The following is a 17,690-nucleotide window of genomic DNA, read 5'->3' as shown; positions in this document are numbered from 1 at the left end:
TTGATCTTGGAGTTGTTCGGTCTTCACGTCCGACATGTCCGTTAGATGGCCGAAGAACTCCAAGATCAACTTCTGTGGGAGCGGCCGGACAGCCAGCCGCCGACGGCGACGCCGGCCAACGCGACCGCGGCGCCGACGACGATGCCGCGGGTGAAGTCGGCGGGCGCGGCAGCGGGACGCTCGGCGAGCGGCGCCTCGTACACGCCCGGCGCCGCGGCAGGCGCGGCGGACGCGGCGGACGCTGCCGGCGTCGCAACCCCAGCGACGGCCGGAGCCGGCGCCGCGCCCGTCAGCACGTCGTTCACCGCGGCGAAGAACTCGCCCGCCGTCTTCTTGGCGACGCCGGCGAGCATCCGCTGCCCGACGCCGCCGATCATGCCGCCGACGATGGCGTCGGCGGCGTAGTCCAGCCGCGTCGCGCCGGTGCCGTCGTCAGCGAGCGTCACTCGGACGTCGGCGCTGACCGTTCCCGGCGCGCCCGCGCCGGAGGCCGTCATGACGAACGAGCCCGGCTCCTCCTGGGAGTGCAACCGCACGTCGCCGGCGTAGGTGCCCTTGATCGTGCCGACGCCCGCGCTCACCGTCATGCGGTACTGGTCCGGCCCGGCCTCCTCCAGCCGCTGGCAGCCGGGGATCGTGCGCACCAGGACGGCGGGGTCGTTCAGCGCCTTCCATACGTCGGCCCGCGGGGCCTGCAGGACGGCGGTTCCAGTCACCTTCATCGCGGCGTCTCCCCCATGCGTGTAGATGTCGACCGGAGCGAGTACAGGTCCGACGGCGAGATCGGCATGCGGGTGATCGCGAACCCCTCCGCGTCGGAGATCGCCGACGCGAGGACGGCGGAGCCGGGGATCACGCCGGCCTCGCCCGCGCCCTTGATGCCGAGCGGGTTCAGCGGCGACGGCGTCTCGAGATGGTCGGTCTCGACGACCGGCACCTCGGTCGCGTACGGCATGAGGAAGTCCATGAACGACGCGTTGAGCAGCTGCCCGGCGTCGTCGTAGACCATGCGCTCGTACAGCGCTCCCCCGACGCCCTGGGCGACACCGCCGTGGATCTGGCCCTCGACGATGCGCGGGTTGATCAGCGTGCCGCAGTCGTGCACGACGCAGTAGCGCAGGATGGTGATCTCGGCGGTGTCCGGGTCGGTCTCGACGATGGCCGCGTGCATGCCGTTGGCGAAGGTCGAGCGCGGCGGCGAGTAGAAGCCGGTGTCCTCCAGGCCGGGCGACTCGCCCTCGGCGACCGGCGGTTTGGAGAAGTCGACCGGCCCGCCGAACTGGGTGGCCCGCTCGGCCTCGCGGTCGAACGCGTAGCGCAGCGGGTTGGCCAGCACGGCGACGGTGGCCAGCGGGATGCTTCCGCCCGGCGCGCTCGCCGGCGACCCGATGACCCGGACGACGCCGTCGACGATCTCGAGGTCGCGCGGGTCGGCCTCCAGCGCCTCGCCGGCGATCCGCAGCGCCTTGTCGCGCACCTTACGGGCCGCCGCCGCGAGCGCGTTGCCGCTCATGACGGCCGCCCGAGAGGCGAACGTGCCGACGGCGTAGCCGAACCGGCGGGTGTCGCCCGTCGTCACGTTGACCCGGTCGACCGGCACCCCCAGCTCCTCGGCCACGACCTGGGCGAACGCCGTCCGGTGGCCCTGCCCCTGGGTGGTCAGCCCGGTGGCCGCGACGACGCTGCCGTCGGTCTCGACCTTCACCCAGCCGCCCTCGTACGGGCCCACGCCGGTGCCCTCGACGTAGCAGGCGATGCCGATGCCGACCCGCCGCCCGGCCGCCCGCGCCTCGTCGCGGTAGGCCTCGAACTCCTCCCAGCCGACCAGCTTCTTCAGCTTCTCCAGCGTCGCCGGGTAGTCGCCGGAGTCGTACACCAGCGGCCGGCCGTCCTGGAAGATCAGGCCGTGGTCGTAGGGCATCTCGTCGGGCCGGATGAAGTTGCGCTCGCGCACTACGGTGCGGTCCAGGCCGAGGTGGGCGGCGACGGCGTCCATGGTGCGCTCCATCGCGAAGCACCCCTGCGGCCGGCCGGCGCCGCGGTACGGCGTCACCGAGACGGTGTTGGTGTAGAGGCTGAAGAACTCCGCGCGGTACGCGCCCGGCTTGTAGGGCCCGAGCAGCTGCGTCGTCGTGATGATCGGGACGATGATGCCGTACGGCGTGTAGGCGCCGTTGTCGTGCCAGACGGTGACGTCGAGGCCGAGCAACCGGCCCTCGTCGTCGAAGCCGACCCTGACGTGCTGCAGCTGGCCGCGTTCGTGGGTGGCGCCGACGAAGTGCTCGCGGCGGTCCTCGGTCCACTTGACCTCGCGGCCGAGCCGGATCGCCGCCCACGGCACCAGCACCTCCTCGGGCCACGGGTGCACGATCTTCACGCCGAACCCGCCGCCGACGTCGGGCGCGATGACCTCGACGCGGTCCGGCGGCAGCTCCAGCCGCGCGGCCAGCGCCGCCCGCACCGACGTCGACGCCTGGGTGGACGTGTAGACGCGCAGGCTGGCGTCGTCGGCGTCCCAGCGCGCGTGCACGCCCTTGCCCTCCAGCGGGGTGGACGCGCTGCGCTCGATGTCGAGGTCCAGTTCGAGGACGTGCGGCGCGGCGTCGATGGCGGCCGCGGCGTCGCCCCGGGACTGCACCATGCGGGCCGCGACGTTGCCGGGGACGTCGTCGTGCACGAGCAGGTCGCCGTCGCGGGCGGCCTCGATGCCGACCACCGGCGGCAGGAACTCGTAGTCGACGCCGATGCGGGCGCAGACGTCCTCGGCGACGTACCGGTCGGTGGCGACGACCATGACGATCGGCTCGCCGACGTGGTTGACCTCGTCCTTGGCCAGGGCGTACCCGGTGCGGCCGTGGGTCAGGGCCTCGTGCGGGATGAGCAGCGGCAGCGGCTCGCCGGCGCGGCCGTCGAGGTCCTCGTGCGTGTAGACGGCGACCAGCCCGTCGACGCCGATCGCGTCGGTGACGTCGATGCCGGTGATGCGGGCGTGCGCGTGCGGGCTGCGGACGAACGCCGCTGCCAGCGCGCGGTGCCCGATGTCGTCGAGGAACCGGCCCTGCCCGGTGAGCAGCCGCGGGTCCTCCAGCCGCGCGATCGGCTCGCCGAACGTCTTCGTCGTCATCGGCCCGCCTCCTCCGCGCGCAGCTCGGCCGCGCGCAGCACCGACGCGACGATGTTCTGGTAGCCGGTGCAGCGGCACAGGTTGCCGGCGATGGCCTCGCGCGCCTCGTCGTCGGAAGGCGCCGGGTGCTCCTCGAGGTACGCGGTGATCGTCGTGACGAAGCCGGGCGTGCAGAACCCGCACTGCAGGCCGTGGCAGTCGCGGAAGGCCTGCTGGACCGGGCCGAGTTCGCCGTCGGCTCCCCCGCAGCCCTCGACGGTCGTGACCTCGGCGCCGTCGACGGTGACGGCGAACTGCAGGCAGGACCGGATCGGCCGGCCGTCGACGAGCACCGTGCAGGCGCCGCAGACGCCGTGCTCGCAGCCGACGTGGGTGCCGGTCAGCTCGAGGTCGTGGCGCAGGAAGTCCGACAGCAGCCGCCGCGCGGGCACCGTGGCCGACCGCGGCACGCCGTTGACCACGAGCGTCACCTCGAACAGCTCCTCGACGGCGCTCATGGCGCCACCTCAGCCGCGCGCCGCGCCGCGTCGCGCAGCGCTCGTGTCGTCAGCACCTCGGCCAGGTGCGTGCGGTAGTCGGCCGTGGCGTGGATATCGTCCTCCGGGTCCAGGCGGCCCGCGGCCAGCCGCCCGGCCGCCGCCCAGTCCGCGGTGTCGTGCGTCGCCCCCGCGACCGCGTCGGTGACGTCGAGCACCACCGGCTCCGGGCCCATCGAGACGAAGGCCGCTCTGGCACCGGCGACCCGCAGGTCGTCGTCGAGCGTCACCACCGTTCCGGTGCCGCAGACGGCGTAGTCGCCGTGCCGCCGGGCCACCTCCGTCCAGACGGCCCCGGTGCGGCCCTCCGGCACCGGGAACGTGACGGACGTGACCAGCTCGCCGGCGTCGGCGCAGGTCGACATGGGTCCGGTGAAGAAGTCGGCCGCGGTGACGGTGCGCTCGGCCGCCGCGGAGCGCAACGTGACCGTCCCGCCGAGGAGCGCCAGCACCGCCGTCAGCTCGCCGGCCGGGTCGGCGTGCGCGATGCTGCCGACCGTCGTGCCGCGGTTGCGGATGGTCGGGTGCGCGACGTGGCGCAGGGTGTCGCGCAGCAGCGGCAGCACGGCGTACGCGGCGTCGTCGCGCTCGACGTCGGCGTGCCTGGCCAGCGCGCCGACCGTGACGGCGTCGCCACCGGCGCGCACGTAGGCCAGCTCGGACAGCCGATTGATGTCGACCAGGTGCTCCGGCGCGGCCAGCCGCATGTTCAGCAGCGGGACCAGGCTCTGGCCTCCGGCCAGCACCTTTCCGGCAGGGCTCACCTCGGCCAGGACCGCGACGGCGTCGTCGACGGTGACCGGCCGGTGGTAGGTGAACCCCGCTGGCTTCACGGCATCATCCTCTCTCGCCGCGCGCCGTTTCGCCCGGCGGATCGTCGTCGACCTCGTGCACGCCGGGCGGCCCGACCGTGAGGACGGCGCCGCCCTCGCGCAGGTGCGGCGGGGCGACGGCCCGCGCCAGGTGGTACGCGACGATCGTCACGATCGTGCCCAGCGCGATGCCGGACAGCACGAAGTCGTCGGTGATCTCCAGCGACGTGTTGCCGATGGCGATGATGATGCCGGCCGAGACCGGCACCAGGTTGACCGGATTGGCGAAGTCGACCCGGTTCTCGATCCAGATGCGGGCGCCGAGCAGGCCGATCATGCCATACAGCACGACGGTGATGCCGCCGAGCACACCAGCCGGCGTCGCCGCGATCAGGGCGCCGAACTTCGGCGAGAACCCGAACAGGATCGCGACCGCCGCCGCCACGTAGTACGCCGCCGACGAGTACACGCGGGTCGCCGCCATGACGCCGATGTTCTCGGCGTACGTCGTGGTCGGCGAGCCGCCGACGGACGTCGCGATGACCGTGCCGACGCCGTCGGCCGCGATCGCCTTGCCCATGACCGGGTCGAGGTCCTTGCCGGTCATCTCGGCGACGGCCTTGACGTGGCCGGCGTTCTCCGCGATCAGCGCGATGACGGCGGGCAGCACGAGCAGGATGAACGTGACGCTGAAGGTCGGCACGTGCCAGCCCGGGATCTCGACGCCCTGGGAGTTCACGAACGTCTCGTCCGGGAAGCCCAGCCAGGACGCCTCGCGCACGCCGTCGAAGTTCACCCGGTCGCGGGTCACGACCTCGCCGGCGCCGTCGGGCGAGGTGATCATGCCGAACATCCGGTCGAACATCCACGACAACGCGTAGCCGAACACCAGCCCGACGAAGATCGCGATGCGGCCGAGGAAGCCGCGCAGCCCGACCGCCATGAGGATGACGGCGGTCATCACGATCAGCGCGATCCACTGGTCCTGCGGCCAGTACACCGTCGCCACCACCGGCGCCAGGTTGAACCCGATCAGCATGACGACCGCGCCCGTCACCACCGGCGGCAGCACACGGTGGAGGGTGCCGGAGCCGAAATAGTGGATCAGCACGCCGCACAGCGCCAGCACCACGCCGGCCACCAGGATGGCGCCGGTCACGTCGGCGGAGTCACCGCCCTGCGCCCTGATCGCCGCCACGCCGCCGACGAACGACGCGCTGGTACCGAGATAGCTCGGCACCTTGCCCTTGACGATGAGCAGGAAGCAGATCGTCGCGATGCCGCTCATCATGATGGCCAGCTGCGGATTCAGCCCCATGATGATCGGGAACACGAACGTCGCGCCGAACATCGCGACCACGTGCTGTGCACCGAGGCCGGCCGTGCGCCCCCACGACAACCGTTCGTCCGGCCGGACCACCGCCCCCGGTGGCGGTGTCTTGCCCTCGTAGACCACCTTCCAGCCGAGCGCCACGGAGGCCTCCTCCACGTGGGTCGGGTGATCCAAGTCACCCGTGCGGACACGTTGGAGGCAACTTAGGCATCACACGTTTCCGGGGCATGGGCACGAAGTGCCGAGGAGATCACCTGATCATCGGCAACGTCTGCGCTCGGCCCGGACATGCGGAGGCCGCCGCGGGGTCTTGTCCCGCGGCGGCCTCCGGCCCCCGTGCGTTCCGCCGGTGCCTTACAGCGCGGCGGCGGGGTCCTGCGCGGCCTGCTCGAGGACCTCCAGCGGGACGGCGCCCATGAGCAGCCGGCCGTCGTCGAGGAGGAGGACGGTGAACAGGTCGCTCGTCATGGCCCGGCCGGTGCCGTACGGGCCACTGACGTCCTGGAAGTCGGCCAGGAAGGCGTCGGCCATGGCGGCGGCGTCGCCGTCGAGGCCGGCGGTGAGCTGGTCGAGGTCGACGCCGCGGAGGACGAAGACGCTGCTCCAGCCGGAACCGACCACGGACACGTCGGACTGGTCCATGCCCTCGTGGCCGGCGCCGGCGCCCGGGTGGTGCTGCGCGGCGGCGTCGTCGAGCTCGTCGGGCTGGATCTCGTCGACCGTGGTGCCGGGCGGCGGGGCGAACTCGTACGTCGACGCGTCGGGCTCGTCGAAGGAGATCGAGGTGAAGCCGACCTCGAACGACGGCTCGCTGGCGTCGCGGGCGACGAACTGCACCCGCAGCGGCATGGACGTCTCGCCGTCGACGGCCAGCCGGATGGAGCCGATCAGCGACTGCTCGTCCTTGGGCCGCAGCACCAGTTCGTACGCGTGCCGGCCGGCCACGGTGGCCGTGCCGTCGACGTCGACCTGGGTGGACGGCTCGATCATCGCCAGCGCCAGCGAGGCGGCCGCGGTGGGAACGTCGGCCGGGAGGTCCTCGGGCAGGCCCTCCATGCCCTCGCCGCCGAACGGGTTGTCGCCGCCGAACGGGCCGCCGGTGGCGTCGTCGCCCGTGTCCTCGGGGAGGACCAGGTGTGAGGCGCTGGCCCCCTCGCTGCTCCAGAACCAGAGGTCCTGGCCGTTGCGGATGAGGTCGGACTCGGCTTGGTCGTCCTGCAGCGCGAAGCGGTAGGTGTCGCCGTCGGTGTACCAGATGCGAGCCGTGGACGACCCGTTGAGCAGCGACAGGGCGGCCGTGGGCAGCGACGTGGTGTCGCTGTTGGCCAGCTCGGGAAGGCCGACGTCGGCGGACTGCACGACGGTGCCGGCGAACGGCTGGACGTCGAGGCTCGCGAGGTCGACGAGCAGCTCGGCGGCCGTGCGGTCGGGCAGTTCGGAGTCGGCACCGGCGATCAGCGGGCCGGCCACGGCCGCGCCGACGACCACGGTCGCGACCGTGGCACCGGTCGCCCACCGCCTGGCCGGGGTGCTGAGAAGGGAGTTCGGCATGTCGTCTCCTGACGTGCTCAGTGCGTTTCGGTGCGTCTTCGGTGCGTCGGGTTTCACCCCGATGACACCCAGGTTGCCTCGCCGTCGCTGTGAGATCCCTGAGAGCCGCCGACCGGCGTCGCGTGCGGCAGGGCATGCTTGACGACATGCGGGTGCTGGTGGTCGAGGACGAGCGCGGGCTGGCCCGCGCGCTGCACCGCGGGCTGTCGGCGGAGGGGTTCTCCGTCGAGGTGACCCACGACGGCCTCGACGGCCTGCACCTGGCCCGCGAGAACGCCTACGACGTCATCGTGCTCGACATCATGCTCCCATCGCTGTCGGGCTATCGCATCTGCCAGACGCTGCGGGCCGAGGGCAACTGGGTGCCGATCCTCATGCTGTCGGCCAAGGACGGCGAGTATGACCAGGCCGACGGCCTCGACGTCGGCGCCGACGACTACCTCACCAAGCCGTTCTCCTACGTCGTGCTGGTCGCGCGGCTGCGAGCGCTGCTGCGCCGCGGCGCGCCGGCCCGCCCGGCCGTGCTGAGCGCCGGCGACCTCGAGCTGGACCCGGGCGCGAAGACGGTGCGCCGCGGCGACGCCGAGGTCACGCTGACGCCGCGCGAGTTCGGCGTGCTCGAGTTCCTCATGCGCCGCGCCGACGAGGTCGTGTCCAAGCGCGACATCCTCGAACACGTCTGGGACGCCCACTACGACGGCGACCCCAACGTCGTCGAGGTCTACGTCGGCTACCTCCGGCGCAAGATCGACACCCCGTTCGGCCGGGCCGCGGTGCAGACCGTGCGCGGCGCCGGCTACCGCCTGAGCGGCGACGGCGGCTGAGGTGGCCGTCTTCGGCCGCATGAGCCTGCGTGCCCGGCTCACCCTGGCCGCCACCGCGATGGCCGCGGTGGGCCTGGGCATCGGCGGCGTGCTGCTGCTGGTCGCGCTGGACCGCGCGCTGCTGGGCGCGCTGGACGAGACGGCGCGGCGGCAGGGCGAGGACATCGCGACGCTGGTCGAGTCCGGCCGGCTGCCCGACCCGCTGCCCGGCTTCGGCGCCGTCGTCGCGCAGGTGCTCGACGACGACGATCGCGTGGTCGCCTCGACGCCCGGCGGCGACCGCCTCACGCCGGTGGTCGCGGGCGACGACCTCGCCGCGGTTCGGGCCGGCGAGGCGATCGGCCTCGACGGCACCCGGCTCGGCCAGCCGGAACCGCTGCGCGTGGTCGGCGTGCCCACCGACGACGCGGGCGAGCCGCGCACCGTCATCGTCGCCGTGTCGCTCGAGGAGCAGCAGCGCTCCGTCCGGTTCGCGAAGATCGGCGTGTTCGCCGGCGGCCTCTCCGTCACGGCCGCTCTGGCGGTGCTGAGCTGGCTGGTCATCCTTCGCGCGCTGCGCCCGGTCGACCGGCTGCGCGGCGGCGCCGAGGAGATCACCGGCGCCGGCGGCGGGCACCGGCTGCCGGTCCCGGCCGGGGGCGACGAGCTCAGCCGGCTCGCGGTGACGCTCAACGACATGCTCGGCCGGCTCGACGCGGCGGCGGCCCGGCAGCGCGCGTTCGTCGCCGACGCCGCCCACGAGCTGCGCAGTCCCATCGCCGTGCTGCGGACGGAGCTGGAGGTCGCGCTGGCGCACCCCGACGCCGTCGACCCGCACGACACCGCCCGCGAGGCCCTGGTCGAGGTCCAGCGCATGGCCCGGCTGGTCGACGACCTGCTGGTGCTCGCGCATCTGGACAGCCCGCGGCCGGTACGGCGCGACGAGCTGGTCGATCTCGGCGAGCTGGCCATCGAGGTGGCCGAGGGCGTGCGCGACGGACGGGTCGAGGTGCGCGTCGACGCCGGCGACGACGTCTACACGCGCGGTCACCGCGACTCCCTCTCCCGGGTGCTGCGCAACCTCGTCGACAACGCCGTCCGGCACGCGTCGTCGCAGGTGGAGGTGGTCGTGACGACCTCCGGCGGCAGGGCACGGGTCGCGGTCGCCGACGACGGCAGCGGTGTGCGCGAGGCGGACCGCGAACGCATCTTCGAGCGCTTCACCCGCCTCGACGACGCCCGCGACCGCGACGCCGGCGGGTCCGGGCTGGGGCTGGCGATCGCCCGCGAGATCGTCGTCGCACACGGCGGCACGATCGTCGTCGAGAACGCCGCGCCCGGCGCCCGGTTCGTCGTCACACTGCCGGCCGCCAAGGCCACCATCGGCGCGCCCGAGGCCGTGTCCTAGGGTCTGGGCATGACGGAGCTCGTCCTGCGGCCGACCGTTCGGCACCGGCCCCTGGCCCTGATTCCGGTCATCGTCTTCGTCGGGTTGTGCGTCTACGCGGGCGCCGCCGGCGGCACGACCGGGGTGCTGGCCGGGCTGGCCGTGGCCTCTCTGGTGGTGGTGCCCGTCGCCGGCCACCTGCTGCGCTCGCGCATCGTCGTCACGCCGTCGGAGATCTCCGTCCGCGGGTTCGTCACGCACAAGCGGGCCGACCGCTACCAGGCGGCGTCGATCGTGCGGGCCACGGTGGTGGCGCCGCGCGCCCCGGCGAACGACTCGCTCTTCGTCCTGGATCGCGACGAGAAGCTGCTGCTGCGCATCCACGGCGTCAACTACCCCACCGCCGACCTCGACCGGCTGGTCGAGCACCTCCGCCTGCCCACCGTGACGGCGGACCGGCCGCTCACCGCGAACCAGGTGGCCAAGCAGTACCACGGCATCGTGCCGTGGATCGAGCGGCACCCGTACAAGTTCGGCTTCGCCGTGGTGGGCGCGATCGTCGTGCTGGTGACCGTCATCTCGCTGATCATCGCGGCCACCATGCTCTGAGCGGCCGCCCAGGAGCGTCCCCTAGGATCGACGGCGATGTCAGCCGGCCTGGACGATCTCGAACTGCGCCCGTCGTCGAGACGGCGCCGGTCCGCTCTGGTGCTCGGCGTGGTGGTCACCGGCCTGATCACCGTGTTCCTCGCGATTCCCGGCGGCATCGTCGGCCTGCTCGGCGGACTCGTGCTCGCGGCCGTCGTGCTGGCGATCCTCCACGGTCATCTGCGGCGGGCCCGCGTCGTCCTCACCCGCTCCGAGATCGCCGTTCGTGGCCTCGTCGTCCACCGGCGACGTGACCGCGCCCGGGCCGCGTCGGTCGTCCGGGCGGTCGTCATCCCGGTCCGCGGCTCGATGGCCGACACCGTCTTCGTCCGCGACCGCGACGACCACGTCCTGCTGCGCATCCACGGCAGCAACTACGAGACCGCCGACCTCGACCAGCTGGTGGCACGACTCGGGCTGCCCACCGGCGGCCCGGGCGCGCCCGTCACCGCCGCGCAGCTGGCCCGCCGGTACCCGGGCATCGTGCCGTTCGCCGAGCGGCGGCCCATCGCGTTCTCGCTGCTCGTCGCCTTCGGGTCGATGGCTCTGCTGATCATCGTGCTCGCGGTCGTCAGCAGCACCCGCTGACCCGGGCGCGCAGCGCGGCACTCATGCCCTAGGGTTCCAGGCCATGCTGCTGGAGTTGCGGCCGTCGGCGCGGCGCCGGCGTACCGTCATGGTCACCGCCGGACTGGTCCTCGCCGTCTTCGTCATGGCGGCGACGATCGCCGGCGGGGTCGCCGGGCTGCTGGTCTCGCTGATCATCGGCGCCGCCGGCCTGGGCATCGGCTTCTTCTACCTGTCGCGATCGCGCATCGTCCTCACACCGTCGGAGGTCGCGGTCACCGGGCTGTTCGGCGCCCGCATGCAGCCGCTGGGTGACGTGACGACCATCGTCCGGGCCACCGTGATCCCGCCCCGCGGCCCGGCGGCGCCGACGCTCTTCCTGCGCGGGGCCGGCGACCAGGTCCTGATGCGGATCAACGCCGGGCACTACGAGACCCACGACCTCGACGAGCTGGTCCGGCGGCTGGGCCGGCCCGCCGTCGAGCACGACCGGCCGATGACCGCGGCCCAGCTGGACCGCGAGCACCCCGGCATCGTGCGGTGGCCCGAGCGGCGGCCGTATTCCTTCGCCTTCGCGGTCGGGTGCGGCACCGTGGTGCTGGTCATCCTCATCGGCACCGCGGCCGTGGTCCTGTCGGCCTGACCCGGCCGAGCGCGCCACGACCGAAGCGCCCCTCGCCGTGTTCTAGGGTCGGGGCCGTGTCCAACGCTCTCGTCCTCCGGCCGGCTCCCGGGCCGCGCCGGCACGCCCTCGCGATCACCGCCGTGATCGCCGTCGTCCTCGTCATCGGCGGCGTCATGGCCGGCGGCAGGCCGGCCCTGTTCACCGGCATCGGCCTCGCCCTGCTGCTGGCCGCCGCCATCGCCGTCTATCTGCGGCGCTCCCACATCGTCGTCACCCCCACCGAGATCTCGGTGCGCGGCCTGTGGTTCCACCGCCGCCGCGACCGCGCGGACGCCGCCTCGATCCTCCGGACCAAGGTGGTCCAGCCCGGGGCCGCACCCGCCGAGACCATCGTCCTCTTCGATCCAGACCAGCGTGCCCTGCTGCGCATCAACGGCGCTCTCTTCTCCGTCGCCGACCTGGACCGGCTGGTCGACCACCTCGACCTGCCGGTCGCCGGGTCCGAGGGTCCCGTCAGCGCCGGGCAGTTCGCCCGCGAGCAGCCCGGCGCCAGCAGCTGGGTCGAGCGGCACATGCTCGCGTTCATCCTGCTCTGCGCCTTGGGCTTCGCCGTCGTGGCGGTCGTCGTCGGTACCGTGATCGCGGCCCTGTCGGGCTGACCCCGTCCACGCCTATGATGCTGGCCGTGCCCGGACCCCTGCCCGCAGCGGCGCTCGTACTGCGGCCGTCGCTGCGCCGCTACCTGAGCACCGTCAAGTGGTCGCTGCTGCCGATCGTGGTGCTGCTGGCGGCGTTGCTGCTGCGTGGTGGCGCATTCGGCGCGATCGTGTCGCTGAGCGTCATCGTGCTGGTGTCGAGCATCGCGCCGGCCTGGTTCCGGCGCGCCGCCATCACCGTCACGCCGTCCGAGCTGGCCGTCACGGGGTTGCTGCGCACGCGCCGCGTCCCCCGCGACGCCGTCGGGTCGATCGTCACCGCGGCGCTCCCCCGCACGCACAAGAACAGCCGCAGCCTCGCCCACCTGTACGTTCTGGACCGTGGCGGCCGGCGGCTCGCCCGCATGTCCGGCGCCCGCTGGGTCGAGGACGACATGCGCCGGCTCCTCGCCGTGCTCGGCGTCGAGACCCACAAACTCGGACGGCTGGCCTCGGCGCGCGCTCTCGCCCGCCGCTACCCGCACGCCGTCCCCCTGCTCGAGCGCTATCCCGTCCTCGCCGGGGTGCTCGTCGTGGTGCCCTCCGTGGCCGCCATCTTCGTGATCTCGATCGAGATGTCGTCCTGACCTGCGCGCGGGTCGCTGCACGGAGCACGGCCCTCGGGGGGCGAGAATGGATGGCATGGCACGCCGGACCACGACACCCCCGTCCGAGGACTTCGAGGAAGTCATTCTCGACGTCGACGTCTCGGACGAGATGCGGGGCAGCTTCCTCGAGTACGCCTATTCGGTCATCTACTCCCGCGCCATCCCGGACGCCCGCGACGGGCTGAAGCCGGTGCAGCGCCGGATCCTGTTCCAGATGAACGAGATGGGTCTGCGCCCCGACCGCCCGCACGTCAAGTGCGGCCGCGTCGTCGGCGACGTGATGGGCAAGCTGCACCCGCACGGCGACGGCGCCATCTACGACACCCTCGTGCGCATGGCGCAGCCGTGGGCCATGCGGGTGCCGCTGGTCGACGGGCACGGCAACTTCGGCTCGCTCGACGCCGGTCCGGCCGCATACCGGTACACCGAGTGCCGCATGAGCGAGCCGGCGATGCTGCTGGTCAGGTCGCTCGACGAGAACGTCGTCAACATGGTGCCGAACTACGACGGGCAGTTCGAGCAGCCCGAGGTGCTTCCGGCGGCGTTCCCGAACCTGCTGGTCAACGGCGCCACCGGCATCGCCGTCGGCATGGCGACGAACATGGCGCCGCACAACCTCGGCGAGGTCATCGACGCCACGCGGCACCTGCTGACCCACCCCGAGGCGTCGCTGGACGACCTCATGCGATTCGTCCCAGGGCCCGACCTCCCCAGCGGCGGGCGCATCATCGGGCTCGACGGCGTCCGCGACGCCTACGAGTCCGGCCGGGGCGCGTTCAAGACCCGCGCGACCGCCCGCGTCGAGAACATCACCGCCCGCCGCAAGGGCATCGTCATCACCGAGCTGCCGTACATGGTCGGCCCGGAGCGGGTCCGCGAGCGCATCGTCGAGCTCGTCCGCAACAAGAAGCTGCAGGGCGTCGCCGACGTCGTCGACTACACCGACCGCAACACCGCGCTGCGCCTGGTCATCGAGCTGAAGAGCGGGTTCGTGCCCGAGGCGGTGCTGGAAGAGCTGTACCGCCTCACCCCGCTCGAGGACTCGTTCTCCATCAACAACGTCGCGCTGGTCGACGGCCAGCCGCGCACGCTGGGCCTCAAGGAGCTGCTCGAGGTCTTCATCGCCCACCGCCTCGACGTCGTCCGGCGGCGCAGCGAGTTCCGCCGCACGAAGGCGGCCGACCGGCTGCACCTGGTCGACGGCCTGATGGTCGCACTGCTCGACATCGACGAGGTCATCGCGGTCATCCGCTCGTCCGACGACGCCAGCGCCGCGCGCGAGCGCCTGATGACCGTCTTCGACCTCAGCGACATCCAGGCCCGCTACATCCTCGACACCCCGCTGCGCCGGCTCACCCGGTACGACCGGCTGGAGCTGGAGAAGGAGGGCGAGGAGCTGCGCCGCACCATCGAGGAGCTCACGGCGCTGCTCGAGAACGAGACGCTGCTGCGCAAGGCGGTCTCCGACGAGCTGGCCGAGATCGCCGCCGCGCACGCGACGCCGCGACGCACCGTCCTGCTCGAGGAGTCCGGCGCCGTCACCTCGCGGGCGGGCGCCACCTCGCTCGAGATCGCCGACGACCCGTGCCAGGTGCTGCTGTCGTCCTCCGGCCTGCTGGCCCGCACAGCGGGCGAGGAGCCGCTGGTCTACGGCGACAAGCGGTCCAAGCACGACGTCGTCGTGTCCGTGGCCGGCGCCACGGCGCGCGGCCAGGTCGGCGTCGTCACGTCGGCCGGCCGGGTGCTGCGACTGTCGGTGCTCGACCTTCCGGCGCTGCCTCCGACGGCGGCGCTGACGTTGGCCGGCGGCGCGGCGTTGAAGGAGTTCATCGAGCTCGAGCCCGGTGAGCGGGCGCTGGCATTGACGACGTTCTCCGACTCGTCGCCGGGCCTGGCGCTGGCGACGGAACGCGGCGTCGTCAAACGCGTCGTCCCCGACCACCCCGGCAAGGACGCCTACGACGTCATCCGCCTCGACGACGGCGACCGCGTCGTCGGCGCCGTCGAGCTGCGCACCGGCGACGAGGACCTCGTCTTCATCAGCTCCGACGCGCAGCTGCTGCGCTTCGCCGCCTCGTCGGTCCGGCCGCAGGGCCGGGCAGGCGGAGGCATCGCCGGCATCAAACTGGCGGCCGGGGCCAAGGTCACGTTCTTCGGCTCGGCCGACGCGTCGAGGTCCGGCGCGGTCGTCACCGTCTCCGGCTCGTCGACGGCGCTGCCCGGCACGCAGCCGGGGGCGGTCAAGGTGACGCCCTACTCGGAGTACCCCGCGAAGGGCCGGGCGACCGGCGGCGTGCGCTGCCACCGGTTCCTCAAGGGCGAGGACACCCTCCTGCTCGCGTGGGCCGGGGTGGCCCCGGCCCGGGCGGCGGCCGCGAGCGGCGTGCCGATCGAGCTGCCGCCGGCGACCGGTCGTCGCGACGGCTCCGGAATCGCGGTGGCGCAGCCGATCGCCGCGATCGCCGGCCCGCTCGCCGGGGGCGACGATGCCGAGGTGGCCCCGCCCGCGCCCGAACCGGCCGGCGACGGAGAACAGGGGACGTTGGAGCTGGAGTAGCGCGGCCGGCCGGCCCCCAGCTGCTCTCGATCATCGGGGGGAAGGCAGCGTCAGGGCCGGCCGGAAGATGGCCCAGGCCTCCAAGGCCCGCACTCAGACCGAACGGACCCCAGTACGGCTCCCCGACGAGTGACGTCCCGCCCCACCCGAGCGAGGTGCCCCGACCACTCCCCGCGGCTCTACTTCCGGGCCACGCCGTTGAGGACGCCGTCGAGGAACTGCTCCAGCTGTTCGCGGGTCGGGTTGAGGTCGGGGTTGTGCAGCATCCAGTGCAGCGTCGGCGCCGTGACGATCTCGGCCATGACCTCGAGGTCGAGATCGTCACGGAGCTCACCACGCTCGACGCCGCGCTGGAGAGCCGACTGGGTCAGGGCCCGGCGCGGGCGGATGACCGACTCGCGGTACTGGGCGTCCAGCGCCGGGTAGCGGGTCATCTCGCCGATGAAGCACGCATACACCTTGCGGTTGCGCGCCGATTCGCGACCGCGCGCCGCCGCCTCGGCGAGCGCCAGGAGGTCGTCGCGGATGGACGTGCCGGGCAGCGTCGGCAGCGGGCCCTTGAGCTCGGCGACAGCGTCGCAGATGAGGCTCTCCAGACCCTTCCACCGCCGGTAGATGGTGGTCTTGCCGACGCCGGCCCGGGCGGCGATGCCCTCGATCGTGGTCCCGGCGATGCCGGACGCCGCGAGCAGGTCGAGGGTCGCCTCGATGATCGCCCGGTCGGCGCCCTCACTGCGCGGCCGGCCGCTGCGCCGCTCCACCCGAGCGATCTCCGTCATGTCAGGTCACGTCCTCGCTCTCTCCGGCTCCGGCGATTCCGGAGCCCCCGACGGTGAGGGCGCCGCGCGTGCCGACCGGCCGGGCAGGAACACCGCGACCACGATCACGCTCAGCGCCGCGACCGCGGCTCCCAAGAAGGCTACCCAGTGCATGCCGCTGACGAAGGCCGCGAACGCCGGGCCACGCACCTGGGCGACGACGCCGGCCCGCTCCGCCGCCAGCATCGTGGTGCCGAGCGACTCGGCGGCGGCGTGCCGGACCCCGGCGGGCAGGGCGTTGACCGCGTCGTCGACACCGGCGCGGTACCGCGCCGACAGCACCGCACCCAGGACGGCGACCCCGAGCGCGCCGCCGACCTGGCGCATCGTGTTGTTCACCGCCGAGCCCACACCGGCCTTCTCGCGCGGGACGGCGCCCATGACGGCCGTCGTCGCGGGCGGCATGACGTTGGCGATGCCGGCGCCCTGGATGAAGAACAACGTCAGCAGGATCCACAGCGGGGTGTCGATGCCGACGAACGCCATGCCGAGCAGGCTGATGGCGACCAGACTCAGCCCGGTCGCCGTGACGGCCCGGATGCCGAACCGGCGCACCATGGTCTCGGAGAGCGTCGAGAACACCGTCTGCGCCACCGCGAACGGCAGGAACATCAGGCCGGTCTGCAGCGGCGTGTACCCGCGGACGATCTGCAGGTAGAACGTCATGAAGAAGAACGTCCCGAGCATGGCGAAGAACACCAGCCCGATGGTGGTCACCGACGCGGAGAACACGGGATTGCGGAACAGCTCGATGTCGAGTGCCGGATGCGACGAGCGCCGCTCGTACCAGACGAACAGCGCCAGCACGGCCAGCCCCGCCAGTGCCGAGCCCCAGACCAGCGGGTCGGTCACCGTCGCCCGCTCACCGCCCTCGATGATGCCGTAGACGAGCAGCGTCAGGCCGATGATCGACAGCAGCACGCCGCCGGGATCCAGCCGGCCGGGCACGGGATTCTTCGACTCCGGCACCAGCCAGGCGATCAGCACCAGGCCGATCACGACCACCGGCACGTTGATGAGGAAGACCGAGCCCCACCAGAACCGCTCCAGCAGCGCGCCGCCGAGCACCGGTCCGAGCACGATCGAGATCCCGACGGAGGCGACCCAGATGCCGATGGCCCGGCCGCGCTCCTCCGGTTCGAAGACGTTGGTGATGATGGCGAGCGTCGCCGGCATGACGGCCGCGGCGCCGACACCCATGAACGCCCGGGCGGTGATCAGCTGCTCCGGCGACTGAGCGTACGCGGAGACGGCCGACGCGATGCCGAAGAGCAGCAGCCCGAGCATGAGGATGCGCCGGCGGCCGAACCGGTCACCGAGCAGGCCGAACGTGAACAGCAGTCCGGCGAAGACGAGGGTGTAGGAGTTGATCGCCCACTCCAGCTCGCCCTGGGTGGCCGAGAGATCGTCCTGGATCGTGCGGAGCGCGACGTTGAGCACCGTGTTGTCGAGTACGACGACGAGCAGGCTGACGACGAGGACGCCGAGGATGCTCCATCGCCGGTTGTGGATCGTCGCTTGGTCCACGATGGCGGGTCCTTCCCTGCTGTACATTTTCGATACGTATCCGTTCCGTATCGTTTCTCGGCTCGACCGTAGACCCATCGCCAGCGATACGCAACAGCC

The 17,690-nt window shown here is 72.6% G+C and carries 16 protein-coding genes; 8 read left to right on the top strand and 8 right to left on the bottom strand.

Features of this window, described 5'->3' with window-relative positions; translation table 11 throughout:
* Window positions 1–65: 65 nt before the first annotated feature.
* The 6 genes from DZA62_RS20430 to DZA62_RS20405 all read right to left on the bottom strand — a co-directional run bounded on the left by DZA62_RS20430 (window position 66) and on the right by DZA62_RS20405 (window position 7,356).
* On the bottom strand, window positions 66–722 hold the full coding sequence (locus DZA62_RS20430) for an SRPBCC family protein (RefSeq protein WP_116950755.1): 657 nt from the start codon (window positions 720–722) through the stop codon (window positions 66–68).
* The gene (gene cutA, locus DZA62_RS20425; RefSeq protein WP_116950753.1) at window positions 719–3,124 is read right to left on the bottom strand and encodes an aerobic carbon-monoxide dehydrogenase large subunit; all 2,406 of its coding nucleotides are present in this window, start codon (window positions 3,122–3,124) and stop codon (window positions 719–721) included. Before cutA ends, DZA62_RS20430 begins: the two co-directional genes overlap by 4 nt.
* Window positions 3,121–3,621 carry a (2Fe-2S)-binding protein gene (locus tag DZA62_RS20420; RefSeq protein WP_116950752.1) on the bottom strand — a complete coding sequence of 167 codons (501 nt, stop codon included), beginning with the start codon at window positions 3,619–3,621 and terminating at the stop codon, window positions 3,121–3,123. The genes cutA and DZA62_RS20420 overlap by 4 nt, the downstream gene beginning before the upstream one ends.
* Window positions 3,618–4,493, bottom strand: coding sequence for an FAD binding domain-containing protein (locus tag DZA62_RS20415; protein ID WP_116950751.1), 876 nt, complete (start codon window positions 4,491–4,493; stop codon window positions 3,618–3,620). The genes DZA62_RS20420 and DZA62_RS20415 overlap by 4 nt, the downstream gene beginning before the upstream one ends.
* A 4-nt stretch (window positions 4,494–4,497) precedes the next feature.
* Window positions 4,498–5,946, bottom strand: a complete 1,449-nt coding sequence (locus tag DZA62_RS20410; protein WP_116950893.1) for a uracil-xanthine permease family protein — start codon at window positions 5,944–5,946, stop codon at window positions 4,498–4,500.
* Window positions 5,947–6,159: 213 nt separating this feature from the next.
* A complete protein-coding gene (locus tag DZA62_RS20405) occupies window positions 6,160–7,356 on the bottom strand; it encodes a LolA family protein (protein WP_116950750.1) in 1,197 nt (398 codons plus the stop codon).
* Between the two features lie 146 nt (window positions 7,357–7,502).
* On the opposite strand from DZA62_RS20405, the gene DZA62_RS20400 reads away from it, so the two are divergent.
* Genes DZA62_RS20400 through DZA62_RS20365 form a run of 8 tightly spaced genes read left to right on the top strand, consistent with a single transcriptional unit; the run spans window position 7,503 to window position 15,246 of the window.
* Window positions 7,503–8,180 (top strand): response regulator transcription factor, encoded by a 678-nt coding sequence (locus DZA62_RS20400; protein ID WP_116950749.1) that lies wholly within the window; start codon window positions 7,503–7,505, stop codon window positions 8,178–8,180.
* Window positions 8,181–8,199: 19 nt separating this feature from the next.
* Window positions 8,200–9,567, top strand: a complete 1,368-nt coding sequence (locus DZA62_RS20395; protein ID WP_116950892.1) for a sensor histidine kinase — start codon at window positions 8,200–8,202, stop codon at window positions 9,565–9,567.
* 9 nt (window positions 9,568–9,576) lie between these two features.
* Entirely contained in the window at window positions 9,577–10,155 is a 579-nt protein-coding gene (locus DZA62_RS20390) for a hypothetical protein (RefSeq protein WP_116950748.1), read from the top strand.
* 36 nt (window positions 10,156–10,191) lie between these two features.
* Window positions 10,192–10,782, top strand: coding sequence for a hypothetical protein (locus DZA62_RS20385; RefSeq protein WP_116950747.1), 591 nt, complete (start codon window positions 10,192–10,194; stop codon window positions 10,780–10,782).
* Window positions 10,783–10,825: 43 nt separating this feature from the next.
* Complete coding sequence (locus tag DZA62_RS20380) at window positions 10,826–11,404, top strand: hypothetical protein (RefSeq protein ID WP_116950746.1); 579 nt, start codon at window positions 10,826–10,828, stop codon at window positions 11,402–11,404.
* Window positions 11,405–11,460: 56 nt separating this feature from the next.
* Window positions 11,461–12,045 carry a hypothetical protein gene (locus DZA62_RS20375; RefSeq protein WP_116950745.1) on the top strand — a complete coding sequence of 195 codons (585 nt, stop codon included), beginning with the start codon at window positions 11,461–11,463 and terminating at the stop codon, window positions 12,043–12,045.
* A 26-nt stretch (window positions 12,046–12,071) separates the two neighbouring features.
* Entirely contained in the window at window positions 12,072–12,668 is a 597-nt protein-coding gene (locus DZA62_RS20370) for a hypothetical protein (RefSeq protein ID WP_157987799.1), read from the top strand.
* Between the two features lie 55 nt (window positions 12,669–12,723).
* Entirely contained in the window at window positions 12,724–15,246 is a 2,523-nt protein-coding gene (locus DZA62_RS20365; RefSeq protein WP_116950743.1) for a DNA gyrase/topoisomerase IV subunit A, read from the top strand.
* Between the two features lie 179 nt (window positions 15,247–15,425).
* On the opposite strand, the gene DZA62_RS20360 is transcribed toward DZA62_RS20365, so the two are convergent.
* Window positions 15,426–16,025: a TetR/AcrR family transcriptional regulator gene (locus tag DZA62_RS20360; protein WP_116950742.1), complete on the bottom strand. Its 600-nt coding sequence runs from the start codon at window positions 16,023–16,025 to the stop codon at window positions 15,426–15,428.
* A 6-nt stretch (window positions 16,026–16,031) separates the two neighbouring features.
* Window positions 16,032–17,618, bottom strand: a complete 1,587-nt coding sequence (locus tag DZA62_RS20355) for an MFS transporter (RefSeq protein WP_116950741.1) — start codon at window positions 17,616–17,618, stop codon at window positions 16,032–16,034.
* Between the last annotated feature and the right edge of the window lie 72 nt (window positions 17,619–17,690).

Source organism: Jiangella endophytica (assembly GCF_003427025.1).
Classification (GTDB): Bacteria; Actinomycetota; Actinomycetes; order Jiangellales; family Jiangellaceae; genus Jiangella; species Jiangella endophytica.
This window is presented reverse-complemented; position numbering and strand designations above follow the sequence as displayed.

What these genes read in the sequence shown, in the direction of transcription:
- DZA62_RS20355 (WP_116950741.1), bottom strand. Translation starts at nt 17,618, where the DNA reads ATGTACAGCAGGGAAGGACCCGCCATCGTGGACCAAGCGACGATCCAC.
- DZA62_RS20395 (WP_116950892.1), top strand. Translation starts at nt 8,200, where the DNA reads ATGAGCCTGCGTGCCCGGCTCACCCTGGCCGCCACCGCGATGGCCGCG.
- DZA62_RS20385 (WP_116950747.1), top strand. Translation starts at nt 10,192, where the DNA reads ATGTCAGCCGGCCTGGACGATCTCGAACTGCGCCCGTCGTCGAGACGG.
- DZA62_RS20365 (WP_116950743.1), top strand. Translation starts at nt 12,724, where the DNA reads ATGGCACGCCGGACCACGACACCCCCGTCCGAGGACTTCGAGGAAGTC.
- DZA62_RS20380 (WP_116950746.1), top strand. Translation starts at nt 10,826, where the DNA reads ATGCTGCTGGAGTTGCGGCCGTCGGCGCGGCGCCGGCGTACCGTCATG.
- DZA62_RS20360 (WP_116950742.1), bottom strand. Translation starts at nt 16,025, where the DNA reads ATGACGGAGATCGCTCGGGTGGAGCGGCGCAGCGGCCGGCCGCGCAGT.
- DZA62_RS20420 (WP_116950752.1), bottom strand. Translation starts at nt 3,621, where the DNA reads ATGAGCGCCGTCGAGGAGCTGTTCGAGGTGACGCTCGTGGTCAACGGC.
- DZA62_RS20430 (WP_116950755.1), bottom strand. Translation starts at nt 722, where the DNA reads ATGAAGGTGACTGGAACCGCCGTCCTGCAGGCCCCGCGGGCCGACGTA.
- DZA62_RS20405 (WP_116950750.1), bottom strand. Translation starts at nt 7,356, where the DNA reads ATGCCGAACTCCCTTCTCAGCACCCCGGCCAGGCGGTGGGCGACCGGT.
- DZA62_RS20390 (WP_116950748.1), top strand. Translation starts at nt 9,577, where the DNA reads ATGACGGAGCTCGTCCTGCGGCCGACCGTTCGGCACCGGCCCCTGGCC.
- cutA (WP_116950753.1), bottom strand. Translation starts at nt 3,124, where the DNA reads ATGACGACGAAGACGTTCGGCGAGCCGATCGCGCGGCTGGAGGACCCG.
- DZA62_RS20400 (WP_116950749.1), top strand. Translation starts at nt 7,503, where the DNA reads ATGCGGGTGCTGGTGGTCGAGGACGAGCGCGGGCTGGCCCGCGCGCTG.